Origin of the sequence: Raoultella sp., assembly GCF_039594335.1 — a bacterium.
Lineage (GTDB): Bacteria > Pseudomonadota > Gammaproteobacteria > Enterobacterales > Enterobacteriaceae > Klebsiella.
Genome location: NZ_JBCNNS010000053.1, coordinates 1 through 13,434 on the forward strand (window position 1 = coordinate 1; position 13,434 = coordinate 13,434).

The 13,434-nt window shown below is 56.6% G+C and carries 13 protein-coding genes and 2 pseudogenes; 6 read left to right on the forward strand and 9 right to left on the reverse strand.

All coding sequences use genetic code 11. The features are described from left to right. On the reverse strand, positions 1-604 hold a 604-nt coding region (locus tag ACZAHD_RS11435), incomplete at its 3' end, for a LacI family DNA-binding transcriptional regulator (protein ID WP_462456873.1). A gap of 240 nt (positions 605-844) precedes the next feature. Here ACZAHD_RS11435 and ACZAHD_RS11440 point away from each other — a divergent pair. Continuing rightward, positions 845-1,261 (forward strand): Exc2 family lipoprotein, encoded by a 417-nt coding sequence (locus ACZAHD_RS11440; protein WP_462456874.1) that lies wholly within the window; start codon positions 845-847, stop codon positions 1,259-1,261. 37 nt (positions 1,262-1,298) lie between these two features. Here ACZAHD_RS11440 and ACZAHD_RS11445 read toward each other — a convergent pair. The 5 genes and pseudogenes from ACZAHD_RS11445 to ACZAHD_RS11465 all read right to left on the reverse strand — a co-directional run. Beyond that, a pseudogene (locus tag ACZAHD_RS11445) lies at positions 1,299-1,607 on the reverse strand (gfo/Idh/MocA family oxidoreductase); the annotation flags it as partial. Continuing rightward, positions 1,543-1,887: pseudogene (locus ACZAHD_RS11450) on the reverse strand (MFS transporter); the annotation flags it as partial. The pseudogenes ACZAHD_RS11450 and ACZAHD_RS11445, both read right to left, overlap by 65 nt. Continuing rightward, positions 1,836-1,994, reverse strand: a complete 159-nt coding sequence (locus ACZAHD_RS11455) for a hypothetical protein (protein WP_462456875.1) — start codon at positions 1,992-1,994, stop codon at positions 1,836-1,838. The pseudogene ACZAHD_RS11450 and the gene ACZAHD_RS11455, both read right to left, overlap by 52 nt. A gap of 74 nt (positions 1,995-2,068) precedes the next feature. After that, positions 2,069-3,445, reverse strand: coding sequence for a phenylalanine transporter (pheP, locus tag ACZAHD_RS11460; protein ID WP_462456876.1), 1,377 nt, complete (start codon positions 3,443-3,445; stop codon positions 2,069-2,071). Positions 3,446-3,644: 199 nt separating this feature from the next. Continuing rightward, positions 3,645-5,129 carry an aldehyde dehydrogenase family protein gene (locus ACZAHD_RS11465; protein WP_462456877.1) on the reverse strand — a complete coding sequence of 495 codons (1,485 nt, stop codon included), beginning with the start codon at positions 5,127-5,129 and terminating at the stop codon, positions 3,645-3,647. A gap of 159 nt (positions 5,130-5,288) precedes the next feature. Between ACZAHD_RS11465 and ACZAHD_RS11470 the strand changes: the two genes are divergently transcribed. From ACZAHD_RS11470 to ACZAHD_RS11485, 4 genes are all read left to right on the forward strand, one after another. Beyond that, entirely contained in the window at positions 5,289-6,590 is a 1,302-nt protein-coding gene (locus tag ACZAHD_RS11470) for an NAD(P)/FAD-dependent oxidoreductase (RefSeq protein WP_462456878.1), read from the forward strand. 13 nt (positions 6,591-6,603) lie between these two features. After that, the gene (locus ACZAHD_RS11475; protein ID WP_462456879.1) at positions 6,604-6,969 is read left to right on the forward strand and encodes a cupin domain-containing protein; all 366 of its coding nucleotides are present in this window, start codon (positions 6,604-6,606) and stop codon (positions 6,967-6,969) included. Between the two features lie 191 nt (positions 6,970-7,160). Beyond that, the gene (locus tag ACZAHD_RS11480) at positions 7,161-8,660 is read left to right on the forward strand and encodes an APC family permease (RefSeq protein WP_462456880.1); all 1,500 of its coding nucleotides are present in this window, start codon (positions 7,161-7,163) and stop codon (positions 8,658-8,660) included. Then, positions 8,638-9,195: a DUF3156 family protein gene (locus ACZAHD_RS11485; protein ID WP_462456881.1), complete on the forward strand. Its 558-nt coding sequence runs from the start codon at positions 8,638-8,640 to the stop codon at positions 9,193-9,195. The genes ACZAHD_RS11480 and ACZAHD_RS11485 overlap by 23 nt, the downstream gene beginning before the upstream one ends. A 237-nt stretch (positions 9,196-9,432) precedes the next feature. Here ACZAHD_RS11485 and ACZAHD_RS11490 read toward each other — a convergent pair whose 3' ends face one another. After that, complete coding sequence (locus ACZAHD_RS11490; RefSeq protein ID WP_462456882.1) at positions 9,433-10,116, reverse strand: response regulator transcription factor; 684 nt, start codon at positions 10,114-10,116, stop codon at positions 9,433-9,435. Positions 10,117-10,729: 613 nt separating this feature from the next. Between ACZAHD_RS11490 and ACZAHD_RS11495 the strand changes: the two genes are divergently transcribed. After that, positions 10,730-11,521 (forward strand): MoaF C-terminal domain-containing protein, encoded by a 792-nt coding sequence (locus ACZAHD_RS11495; protein ID WP_462456883.1) that lies wholly within the window; start codon positions 10,730-10,732, stop codon positions 11,519-11,521. Positions 11,522-11,559: 38 nt separating this feature from the next. Here ACZAHD_RS11495 and ACZAHD_RS11500 read toward each other — a convergent pair whose 3' ends face one another. Then, a complete protein-coding gene (locus ACZAHD_RS11500; RefSeq protein ID WP_462456884.1) occupies positions 11,560-12,513 on the reverse strand; it encodes an aldo/keto reductase in 954 nt (317 codons plus the stop codon). Positions 12,514-12,645: 132 nt separating this feature from the next. Beyond that, a complete protein-coding gene (locus tag ACZAHD_RS11505; protein WP_462456885.1) occupies positions 12,646-13,422 on the reverse strand; it encodes an ABC transporter substrate-binding protein in 777 nt (258 codons plus the stop codon). Positions 13,423-13,434 lie beyond the last annotated feature (12 nt).

Genomic DNA, 13,434 nt, shown 5'->3' on the forward strand with positions numbered 1-13,434 from the left:
CATGGAGCACGTTTTTATAGCCGCGTTCACGCAGGCGAGCGTAGCGATAGCTCAGATCGTGGTTAATCAGCGCAATGCGCCGATGACCGCTCGCCACCAGCCGAGACACCGCCCCCTGCGCGGCATCGATATCGTTAATGCCGACGCAGGAGATATTGCAGGTATCGGCATACTCGGCGCACTGCACCCACGGCGCATCGCCGATCATCCTCGTCAGTTCCGGCAGGCTGGAGAGTGCGTTCATTGTAATAATCCCGTCAACCATTTTCCCCGACAGCAGTCTCAGCCCGGAAGTTGAGCGCGCCAGATCGGATCCGGAATTACACAGTAAAATACGGTAGCCGTGCTTTTCCGCCTCCTCTTCGATCCCCTTCACCACTTCCGCACAAAACGGGTTCGCAATATTCGACACCATCGCCAGAATCATGTAGCTCCGCGCCGTCCGCAGCTGGCGGGCCAGCAGGTTAGGCTGATAGTTGCTCTCTTTAATCGCCTGCAGCACACGTTCGCGGTTCTTCGCTTTGACGGTATCGCTGTTATTCAGCACCCGCGATACGGTTGCCACTGAGACACCCGCCAGACGGGCGATTTTCTGAATTGACATAAAGGAGGCACTTCCTGGGATTAAGGGGGAGAATGCGCAGGCTACCATAAACGGACCGTCGCTGGGCTGCGGGAGCACGCGCCCGCTGGCGCTCCTGACCTTCGCCGTGGAAAACTATCAATTATCAGGGCTATTTTCCCCAGGAGTTAAGCGCGATGATTTTGCGGGTCAAATAAACACCGCGCTCAGACGCCGAAAATTATAAATTTTATTATCAATTAGTTAGGGATGATGTCATCAATGAAGATTCGAGTCGCACTGCTTGTCCTCGGCTGTTCTCTCGCCGCCCTCACTGGCTGCACCGCCTCAAAATCATCGCCAGAGCGCCATGCGTACTATTTTGTCACCCATCGCTCTGATTTTGTCGGCGGTAATTTTGCGGTAAACCGTCAGGAAAATTATCGCTTAAATCTGCCGACCTTCACCGGGATGTACAACCGCGGCAAACAGGACCAGATCGCTGGCGTCAGTGAAAGCGATGCCCGACGCAATGCCGATGCCATTAAACAACAGGCGTTGAAGGGTACCCGCTCACAACACACCTTTACCGGTAATGCCAGCGATACCTGGAATAATGATATGGAGAATAAGGATGCGGTACTGTTCGGCAACGAGCTTTCCGCCGCTTATCTCGACGGGTATCTCGGCGTGAAATAAGCCCTGGTGCGCCACCGACGTGGCGCACCCCAGTCGGCTATCGCCTGACGCTGACCCGGCGCTGCTGCCGATGGCTTTGCAAAATCGCGTCAATGATATACATCACATCCGCCCCTTCATAGAAGGAAGCGAAGCGTCGCTCGTCGGCTTCCTGAATCTTCCCGGTGCGTACCGCCTGATAAAAGCTCAACATCATATTCTTGAAGGCGTTCGGCCACCCCTCGTTATGCCCGCCTGGGAAGTGGGCGCTGGCGGCGATGTCCGGCAGCATCAGGCTCGGGTCATCGCTGAGCAGTTGATTTGGCTGCGTGCGCCGGCCAATCCACAACCGCTGCGCAGGCTCCTGACCCACCGGTCTGCCCGGCCACCCGTTGGTTATACAGCGCGCCGGAAATGTGCGATCCCAACAGCATCCCGATACCGTAAGTAAACATGACGATCATGCTTTGCGCCTGGCCTTTGACCTTCTCTCCCGCCACGCGGCCGGTATAGATAAAGCCGACGACAAAAAAGAAGTCGTAGCACACGCCGTGCAGCAGGATGCCGAGATAAAGCAGGAAGCGCCCCTCTTCGCTCACCCCGAGGGCAAAGAAGGCATAGCGTACAAACCACGCCACCATCCCGACCCGCTTCCCCAGATAAAGAACTGCATAAACATCATTAACGCCAGGCGCGGCACCAGAAACGGGTGCTGCACGCCAACGCTTTCACGCCCTTCCATTGTTGATACCATTTTGTCCGCCTTCAAAAAGTAATCGATTACAATAAGAGGCAGATCGCCCCGGCGAAGGCCGGGGCAAGGAGGCATTACGCCGGACGGCGCAACAGCTTAAAGACAATAAACAGGAACAGGATCCATACCGGCAGCAGAATAGCCGACAGGCGCATGCCGTCGATGGTACACATTAGCAGCAGAATCAGCGCGAGGAAGGCAATACAGAGGTAGTTGCCGCCCGGCGCCAGCAGCGCTTTGAACTTCGGCTCCCGCCCTTTTCGACGCAGGGCCGCGCGGAACTTCAGATGCGCCATGCAGATCATGATCCAGTTCAGCAGCAGCGTCGCCACCACCAGCGCCATCAGCAAACCCAGCGCTTTCTGCGGCAGCAGATAGTTCAGCAGCACCACCAGCGAGGTAATCACCCCGGAGAGGATCAGCGAATTGACCGGCACGCCGCGTTTGCTGACGCGGGCCAGAAACGTCGGCGCATTGCCCTGGACCGACAGACCGAACAGCATGCGACTGTTGGAGTAAACACCACTGTTGTAGACCGACAGCGATGCCACCAGAATGACGAAATTCAGTGCAGAAGCCACCACATTACTGTCAAGATGATGAAAAATCATCACAAAAGGGCTGCTATCAGACTTGATTTCCACCCACGGATAGAGCGCCAGCAGCACCACCAGCGAACCGATGTAAAACAGCAGAATACGGTACACCACCTGGTTTACCGCCTTTGGGATGCTCTTTTCCGGATGTTGCGCTTCAGCAGCGGTAATACCAATCAGCTCCAGGCCGCCGAAGGAGAACATAATCACCGCCAGAGACATCACCAAACCATGCCAGCCGGTGGCGAAGAAGCCGCCATGGCGCCACAGGTTGTCAAATCCGGCTTTGCTGCCGCCGTGACCACCAAACAGCATCCACAGGCCAAAGCCAATCATGCCGATAATCGCCAGCACTTTAATTAAGGCAAACCAGAACTCCGCCTCGCCATACAGGCGAACGTTAACGAGGTTTACGGCATTGATGATGATAAAGAAGGCCGCCGCCCAGACCCAGGTCGGCACATCCGGCAGCCAGTACTGCATATAGATGCCGGCGGCGGTCAGCTCAGCCATCCCCACCAGCACAAACATTACCCAGTAGTTCCAGCCGGAGAGAAAACCGGCAAACGGGCCCCAGTATTTATACGCGAAGTGGGCAAAAGAGCCGGATACGGGCTCTTCGACCACCATTTCGCCAAGCTGGCGCATGATCAGAAAAGCGACGATCCCGGCGACGGCATAGCCGATCAGGACGGCCGGCCCGGCCATCTGAATCGCCGGTCCGATACCAAGAAACAGGCCGGTACCGATAGCGCCGCCGAGGGCGATGAGCTGAATATGTCGGTTCTGTAAACCGCGATGAAGCGTCGGGCCGCTCTCCGCTGTGGCATCTGACTGCGTTGACGCGTCTTTCACGTCTTTCCCCTGTGAGTTTTTATGGAGGGGCACCTTTTAACACTTCTGCTCGCCCGACTTCAAGTTGCAGATGCGTTGATTGCGCGATAGCAGATGCTATCAGGCGAAGGGGATACGGCAAATCAGCGGGCCGCCTACTGTGCAGCGCGCGGCCCGACATGGGGGTGAGTTGCGAACAATCCCGGCCGATTACGCCGGACTAATAGCGCACCATCACCGATTTCAGTTCGGTGTAATCATCAATAAAGGCGCTGCCGAACTCGCGGCCAATCCCCGATCCTTTCATACCGCCAAACGGCACCGCCGGATCGAGGAAGGTATGCATATTCACCCAGACAATTCCGGCGTTAATGGTGTCGGAATAGCGCAGCGCCTTGCGGATATTCTCCGACCAGACGCTGGCGGCCAGACCAAACGGCGAAGCGTTAATACGGGACAGCGCCTCCTCTTCGCTTTGGTAGCCGATAAAACTGCACACCGGACCGAAGGTCTCTTCCTGCATCAGCGTGCTGTTTTCGCTCCGCACCTTCACCGCCGTCGGTAGGACAAAATAGCCGGCACCAGACAACACTTCGCCGCCGCACACGATGGTATCCCCTTCTTCCCGCGCCTTCTCAATCAGTTGCAGCACTTTCTCAAACTGCACCCGATTGGCCAGCGGCCCCATCAGCGTCTGCTCATCCAGCGGCGAGCCGGGACGCAGCGCAGACAGGCGCTGCTTGAGTATTTCCAGCACCGTATCCAGCTTGCCCTGCGGCAGATAAAAACGCTCGGCGGCGGCGCAGATTTGCCCCTGATTCAGATAACCCGCTTCGATAATGCCGTCTGCCATCGCTTCAGGGGTAAGATCGTCAAGAAACAGCGCGGCATTTTTTCCCCCCAGTTCGAGGGTGACGCGTTTTCCGGCGCCGGTCGCCACTTGCCGGACTTTCTCACCGGTCGCCACCGAACCGGTGAAGCTGACCTTCGCGCAGGCCGGGTGGGCGATCAACCGCTGGGCGATATCACCACCCGCGCCGTTCACCACGTTAATCACCCCGTCCGGGATCCCCGCCTGTTTCGCCAGCTCCGCAACCCGCAGCAGCGTCAGCGGCGTATACTCGCTCGGCTTCATCACGATGGTGCAGCCGCATACCAGCGCTGCCGCCAGCTTCCAGATGGCGATCATTATCGAGAAGTTCCACGGCACGATCCCGACCACCACGCCGACCGGCTGACGACGGGTAAAGGCCGTGTACCGCTCTCCCGCTATTGACGGGAGCGAGACATCCAGCGTTTCGCCGGTCACCTTGCCAGCCCAGCCGGCAAAGTAGCGCAGGAATGCCACCGACTGATCCAGTTCAAGCATTCGCGCCAGGCCGATGGTTTTACCGGAACACAGGCTCTCCAGCTGCGCCAGCTCCTCACGATGACTGGCCAGAAGATCGGCCAGCCTGAGCAGCAGCGTGCCGCGCTGCAGCGTCGGCATCGCGCGCCAGGAGTCAAACGCCAGGCTGGCGCTGGCCATTGCCCGATCTGCCTGCCCGACATCTGCAGCTGTAACCCTGGCAATCACTTTGCCGGTAGCAGGATTGATCACCGCCAGCGTCTGTCCGTTGCCGGGCACAGCCTCTCCGGCAATAAACTGCCCGTGCGGTTGGCGTAAAAAAGCTGCTACTTCAGCAAGTAAAGTCACGTCGCTCATTGGTGGCACCCGTTTTTTCAGGAAATGTTCCCCATCACATCACGCCCGAAGCAGGTTGCCTATCGTTCTAAAGAACGTCATTCTTTCGGACGATATTCAGCCCACCGCCACCATGCTGTGATGTTGGCCTTAGCCAGGCGAGACAGACAGGGTAATGCTATGAATATCAAAATCGATGCACTGAACTACTACGGTGCCACCAAAAAATACCAGCTGCATTTTCCGGCGCTGCAGGATGATATTGCCGCCGACGTGGTGATTATTGGCGGCGGCTTTTCCGGTATCAATACCGCGCTGGAGCTGGCGGAACAGGGCATCACCAACGTGGTCGTGCTCGAAGCTCGTCATTTAGGCTACGGCGGCACCGGGCGCAACGGCGGCCAGGTCATGGCCGGCATTGGTCACGACATCGAAGCGGTGAAAAAACACGTGGGCAAAGAGGGGCTGGAGACGCTGTTTAAGATCTCGAACCTTGGCGCCGGAATCATTCGCGAACGGATTAAGAAATATCATATCGATGCCGACTTTGTTCCGGGCTACGGCTATCTGGCCTATAACCAGCGTCAGTTGAAGACGTTACGCCAGTGGGAAAAAGAGTTTAAGGCGGCCACCCCGGATGAAGATATCGCGCTCTATACCGGCAGCGATGTGCAGCAAATAGTGGGCTCCGACGTCTACTGCGGCGCGCTCAAGCATATGGGTGGCGGGCAGATCCACTCTCTGAATATGCTACTGGGTTCGGCAAAAGCGGCACACTCATTAGGGGTAAAAATTTTCGAATCCTCTCCGGTCGTTGAGGTGAATTACGGCAAAGAGGTGCGGGTTCGCACGGCGATGGGCAGCGTGAAGGCGACGAAACTGCTGTGGGCCTGCGACAGCTTCCTCAACAATTTGGAGCCGGAAATCTATAACAAGACGCTGGTGACCTACTCTTATCAGATCTCAACGGAACCCCTTTCCGATGAGTTGATCGAACGTATCAGCCCACTGCGCGGCGCTTTCAGCGATATTCGCCCGGTTATCAACTACTACCGCATTACCCGGGAAAACCGTCTGCTGTTCGGCAGCGCCACGCGTTTCCTTGAATATACGCCGAACGATTTCGCCGCCTGGAACCGGACGCTGTTGGCGGAAGTGTTCCCCTATCTTAAGGATGTCAAAATCGACTTCGCCTGGGGCGGCCCGATGGCCTGTAGCGCGAACCTGTTCCCGCAAATCGGCACCCTGCGCGATCGCAATAACGTCTTTTACGTTCAGGGTTATTCCGGGTTTGGCGTTACCCCCTCGCATATCGTGTGCAAAATTCTCGCCGAAGGGATTAACGGCGGCTCAGATCGTTTTCGCCTGATGAGCAGCATTCCCCACGCCACAATCCACGGTCGTGACAGCCTGCGTCTGCTGCTGGTCACCGCCGGAAAACTCATGCACCAAACCGCCGGTTACTGGAAAGGCCGGAGTTAACCTGGAGAACATCATGCAAGCATTTAAACTCGATCAACCGGTTCCTGAACTGCAGCCTATCGGCAGCGTCAGCCTGCTGGGCGCCACGCCAACCGAAGGCGATCCGCAGGTGGCGGGCGCCATGGTTTATGGCGAACCGCAGGACGCCTTTACCTGCGGTCTGTTTTCGTCTACTCAGGGGAGTTTCACCATGACCTATCCGTTTACCGAACACGCCACCGTACTGGAAGGTGAAGTTGAGCTGACCGTCTCGGGCGGCAGGCCACAGCGCTTCGCCCCGGGCGACAGTTGGTTTGTACAACAGGGCACCGAAGTGGAGTGGAAAATCCTGACACCGCGCTTCGTCAAACACTACCTGGCGAATGTCGAAAACCGCTAACAAACGCAGACAATCCCCGCAGCCCGGCGGCGGGGATTGTATTCATGCACTTCGTCACAGATTCAACTGCCGTTCTCCACCTTCAGAACGATATTCATTGAGCCGGATGCCAACCTAAATTATGACTATCCGGAATGGCTATTCACTTCCAGCCACTCCCTGCCCTTACCTATCTTGTGCAGAGGTTGACTATGTTCAGTAAAAGACTCGCCAGCCATCTCGAACGCGGCGTCGTCGGCTTTCCTACTACCCTCGCCAGCTCCGTCGGGCTGATTATGGCCAGCCCGGTGATCCTGACCGTGACCAGCGGTTTCGGCATGGGCGGCGATACCTTCGCACTGGCGGTGCTGCTGGCGTTTATCATGATGCAGGCCCAGGTCACCACCTTTGCTGAAGCGGCGACGCTGATCCCGACCACCGGCTCAGTCTATGACTATATCGCCTGCGGCATGGGGCGCTTTTTCGCCATTACCGGCGCGCTGTGCGCCTATCTGATCGTGCATATTTTTGCCGGCACTGCGGAAACCATTCTGGCCGGGGTGATGGCGCTGGTGAACTTCGAGTCCATCAGCAGCCAGATGGCCGCCACCCAGAATACCTGGATGGTCGGCGTCGCGATGGTGGTGGTGTTCGGCCTGCTGAACGCTATTGGCGTCGAGATCTTCGGTAAGGTCGAAGTCGTACTGACCTTCGGGATGTGGAGCACGCTGACCATCTTCGGCCTGTGCGGGATTTTTATGGCGCCGGTGACTCATCTCTCCGGCTGGTTCGGTACACCGCTTAACGTCAGCGATCTCTCGGGTCTGTTCGGCTATATCGGCATGGCGATGTTTATGTTCGTCGGTTGCGAACTGGTCACCCCGATGGCCCCGGAAATTAAACAGGCGCACCGGACCATTCCTCGCGCCATGGCGCTCGGCCTGCTGGGCGTCGCAAGCTGTATGTTCATCTATGGCGCGGCCATTAACCGTCAGGTCGAGAACGTGGTGTTGGACGCCACCAACAACGTCCGTCTGCTGGATACGCCGATGGCCATTCCAGCCTTCGCCGAACGGGTCATGGGCCTCGCGGGCCAGTACTGGTTGGGCGTTGGTCTGCTGCTGGCGGGCTGCGCGACCATTAATACCTTGATGGCCGCCGTACCGCGGATCATCTACGGCATGGCGCTGGATGGTGCGCTCCCGCGCTTCCTGACCTGGCTGCACCCGCGTTTCAAGACACCGGTTATCGCCATTGCCATTGGCGTGGCAATTCCCTGCCTGCACGCCTGGTATCTGAACGGCAATATCGATCGTATCGTGCCGCTGATCCTCGCTGCCGTCTGCGCGTGGGGCGTCGCCTATCTGCTGGTGACCTTCTCGGTGGTGATGTTGCGTATTCGTCGTCCGGACTTGCCCCGCGCCTACCGCTCGCCGTGGTTCCCGTTGCCGCAGATTATCTCCAGCGTCGGGATTATTATCGCCATCATCAATATCACCCCGCCGGGGATGGACAGCCGCGACGTGCTGGTGCCGTTCGGCATCATGCTCGGCCTGACCGCCGCCTATGCGCTCTTCTGGACCGTGTGCGTGCAGCGAGTCAACCCGTTCCGTCCGGTTCCGGTTGAAGAGGTGGTGGAACGCGCGATGGGTAACTATGAGAAACAGAACCCAGGGGAGATGACGCCAGATGCCCTCCGTCCTCTCATTTAGTACGCCGCTGATGAATACGGTGCAACGTGATTTAGCTGGCTGGGACAGCGAAAAGCTCAGCGAGCGGAGTGCGGTGCTGCACCTGAACGCCACCACCGATGTCACCTTCAGCATTCGCCAGAAACGGCTGTTTATGGCCAGTATTCACAGTTGCGAATTTGTCGTCGAGGGGCCGGCCACCCGGTCCGCTCAAGGTAAAATTCGCGCCCATCAATCCGGTTGGCTTAAACGACAGCCGGTGACTTTCCGGGCGACAAAATCGGCCGCCGACCTCGCCCGTTACCTTAACTGTTTTCCACGTTTACAGCAGACATTGAGCGAACTGGACTACCGCCGCTTCTCCTTAACCATCGATGACCAGCGCTGGCGTTGCTGTATTGAACCGTGGGCTGCCAGCGAAGTCGTCTGCAAAATGCCGCCATTGCGCCGCTATCTGCGCCTCGAAAAATACCAGCGGATGCTGCTGTTAAGCGTTATGAATATGATGCATCAGGCGATTGGTCAGTGGATGGCGCAGACGATGACCGAGAAGTGATGAGAAGAGGCAGCGAAAATGACGATGGCCGCCAGAAGGCGGAGGTGACAACCCGCCAGGGCGGCTGGGATAAAGGCTTTTCAGCAACAGGCATACTCGACATCGTGGTGCGTGCTCCAGTCAAAAAAAGTCTCCCCTCGGGCAGCAGTCCAGGGCGTCATACCGTCAGGTCGCAGGAAAGCGCCGCGGTCGGCGGCGTGCGATACGATGCGATGCGATGCGATGCGATGCGTCAGATTACAGATGCAGCGTGCGCTGAGCGGATGGCATCCAGGTTCGGGAAACAAGCTCGGTACGATTGACCACTTCGGTTTTAGCAAAAATATTGCGTAAGTGGGTTTTCACCGTGGAAAGAGAAATATCCAACTGACGGGCAATCAGCTTATTACTGGCCCCTTCGCGGACCATGCCGACAATTTCACGCTCTTTCGCCGTCAGCATCGCCGGCAGGTCACCCTCTTCCAGAAGACAATCGTGAATTGCCAGCTCCACCAGCGGCAGCACCGCCTGGGCGCGCAGACGCTCCTCGCTGGAGAAGGCGACGTCGCGCATTAAGGAGATACCGGCAATAATTCGTCGGTCGCGGCGAATAAAAACTTCGGTCATGTCGCGAACATTATTCGGCAACATAAACTCATGATAATAAAGACGGTGGCGATCACAGATGCCTGGTGTCATCGCCGCCATGGTGATGGTCTGATGGCTAAAGCGGCACGGCAGCAGCGGATCTAACGGCTGAAAACACTCCAGATATTGCTGGTGCGTATTCGCGGAAATATTATGCAAAATATAGTGTTCTGGTTTTAAACGATGATTGACCCGATAAAACACCGCCGACGACAGGGGAATTAATTGTGAAATAGTCTGTAAACAACGGGCAATTATCGCATCATTACGACTGGCTTTTAATAAAGCAGACATGATCTCCTCCCGTCGAGGTGAAAGTGCGTTAAACGCGGATGACCAACGATAGAGGAAGCATACATTTCACATTTAAGTAACACAATCATTAATATATTAACAATGTGATACTGGTTACAAAAAATAATTCAACTAGCTGTTATTTAAAATATTATTATTTCACATACTGTTGTGTTATCGACATAACATTAAAACATAAACAAAAGTTATTAATTTTATGTTTTGACGCCACCCGGTTCACATTCTCACCCTTTTCAGCACTGTTCTCGTCCTTTAGAACGATAGTCTTTTTTAGCGACTCCTCTATACCTGATAAATATTACACAAGTCATTTCACCGGCGCTTAACGCTCCCGACAAGCGCAGGCTTTTCTGCTGCCCAAACAGGATCGCAGGAGGAAACAATGAACCGGGAGAACCCCATGAACTCGCCGCTCACTATCCGCAGCGGGTGAAGGCCATCAATCAGGCTGACGAGGCGTTTGCTAAAAGCACCATGTGATTCATGCCGATGGCCGGTGAGAAAAGGCAGCCGTTGATGGCCGCGCAGGGTATCAGCTTTGAGTCCCGACGCTGGCGTGTGCTTAACGTTTTTTACACTACAAGGAGCTCACATGACTTCAGAAGCCGTATTTATTCAGGTCGGCGCGCTCGCAGACGGCTTTGCGCCTCACGGCAACGTCCTGCCGGTCGCCTCCCTGCCTTGCGGAACATCCCTGACCTTTTATTTGGCCGACGGCGCCCGTCATCAGTTGACGATGGCCGATGATCATACTCTCACCTGGGACGGGCAGCCCGTTTCCGGGCGCGTGACCGCCATTCGCCCCGATGTCCTGTTTATCGATTTTCTCGATCCTGGCAAGGAAAACGCCAGCATCAGCGTGGTGTGCAACCTGACGAAAAATAACGCGACTCTGGTCTGTGGCCAGTTGCCGACGGAGCAGGCCGTACGTCTTGATGCCTTCAGCCGCGTCGAGCAGGGTCTGCCGCTGACGGCAGTCGAAGTCCACTTCCATTTTGCGCGTCTGAACCGCGAGCCGGGGCCGCTGCCGTCGTTCACCCGCGTCCTGGTGGGGATGCGTAACCAGTACACCTACAGCCCGACCGAACGCTACGAGCATATTTATCTCAACGATAATTTCTATGCCTGGCAGTGCCTGGACGGCGTGGAGAAAGGTCTGGCGGATGTCGATCGCTGTCACTACGTGCAGGTTGCCGATGATCTGACGCTGTTCGTCTGGCGCGAGAAAATCATTCCGACGCTGGGCGTGATCCTTATCGATCTGCAACTGATGCGTACCGATGGCAAGATTTTGGGCTATCAGGGAAGTGATTTTGCCGCGCTGAGCAATTTCCCGGTCGGGGCCAGCGCGCAGATTCTGAATGTGACCAACCATTCATCCTGAATATCGCGCCGGAGCCTGGCGACTCCGGCACGCGACCGTCAGGCGCTGGCAATCTCCAGTCGCGTCAGTTGGGCGGCATTTAGCGTCAACTGGGCAGCACGCGCAAAGCTCTCGACCTGGGCCACACTGGTGGCGCTGGCAATCGGCGCGGTCACCCCTTCCCGGCTCATCAACCAGGCCAACGCCACTTCGCCAGGTTTTGCATGGTGCTGAGCAGCAACCTCTTCCAGCGTATCGATAATCCGCATTCCGCGCGGGTTGAGGTACTTCTCGATGCCGCTGCCGCGCTGGCTTTGCGCCAGATCGGCCTGTTGCCGGTATTTTCCGGTCAGGAAGCCGGAGGCGAGGCTGTAGTAAGTGACGACACCAATTTCCCGGCTGATGCACAGATCGCACAGCGCCCCCTCAAATGCGGAACGATGATAGAGATTGTATTCCGGTTGCAGTACCTGCCAGGCCGGCAGCCCCTCTTTGCGCGCCACTTCCAGCGCCGCGGAAAGCTGCTGGGCATCCAGGTTAGAGGCCCCCATCGCGCGAATTTTCCCCACCTGCTGCAGCGCGTGAAAAGCGCTCAGCGTCTCGGCAACCGGAGTTTCCGGGTCCGGCCAGTGGGCGAAATAGAGATCGATGTAATCAGTATTCAGACGGCGCAGCGAGTTTTCCACGGCCTGCTGAACCCAGGCTTTGTTCAGCCCTTTTTGCCCGGGTAGCCCTAAATCCGAGCCCACTTTGGTGAAGATTTTTACCTTGTCACGCATCCCAGGACGCGCCTGCAGCCAGCGGCCAATCAGGGTTTCCGATTCACCGCCCTGGTTGCCATCCGCCCAGCGCGAGTAGACATCGGCAGTATCAATGGCGTCAAAGCCGTGGTCAACAAAAGCATCAAGAATGGCAAAACTGGTTTTTTCATCGCAGGTCCAGCCAAACACGTTGCCGCCGAAGACCAGCGGGGCGATGGAAAATCCGGTTTTGCCCAATGGACGTGTATTCATGCCGTTCACTCCTTATCGCTTATATTCTGCATCCTTCGCCAGCCCGCAAGGGGCGGGAAAGAACAATGAGTGGAGAGTCAGAAAAGGAATCTTGCGGCGGGCCCATCCGTGCCCGCCGGACGCATTACAACATTATGTCCCGGAATAGACGTCAAAGCTAAAATATTTACCCGACAGTTTTTTATAGGTTCCGTCGGCGAGAATCTGAGCGATCGCGTGGTTAATTTCCTGACGCAGCGCGTCGTCCTCTTTACGCAGGCCAATCGCCGCACCAGCACCGAACAGTTTATTATCCTGCAAACCTGCGCCAACAAAGGTGAAATCTTTACCCTGCGGCTGTTGCAGGAAGCTGTAGTCCGCCATCATTCCGGAGAGCACCGCGCCATCGATACGCCCGGACTCCAGATCCCGCACCACGCTGTCAGCCCCCTGATAGGCCACGATATTAATTCCCGCCGGGCGCCAGTGCTGGTTGACGTAAGTCTCCTGCGCCGAGCCCTGTTCCACGCCGATAGTTTTGCCTTTGAGTTGCTCTGGCGTATTGCCGGTCAGCGTATTTTTACGCGCCACGAGGAATACCGGGCCGTTATACAGCTTGTCGCTAAAGCCAATCTGCTCTTTTCGTTTCTCGGTCATATACATGCCAGAGAGAATCGCATCGAATTTACGCGCCTTCAACGCCGGAATAATGCCGTCGAAGTTGCTTTCCACCCACACGCATTTCGCCTGCAGCCGCTGGCAGATGGCGTTGCCTAAATCAATATCGAAACCCGCGAGCTTGCCCTGCGGGTCTTTCCATTCAAACGGCGCAAAAGTCGGGTCGACGCCAAAGCGAATTTCTTTTTGTTCTGCGGCCAGCGCCGAGGTGGATGCCATCAGCGCGACCCACAGCAGTAGTGATTTTTTCATTCTTTACGAGCT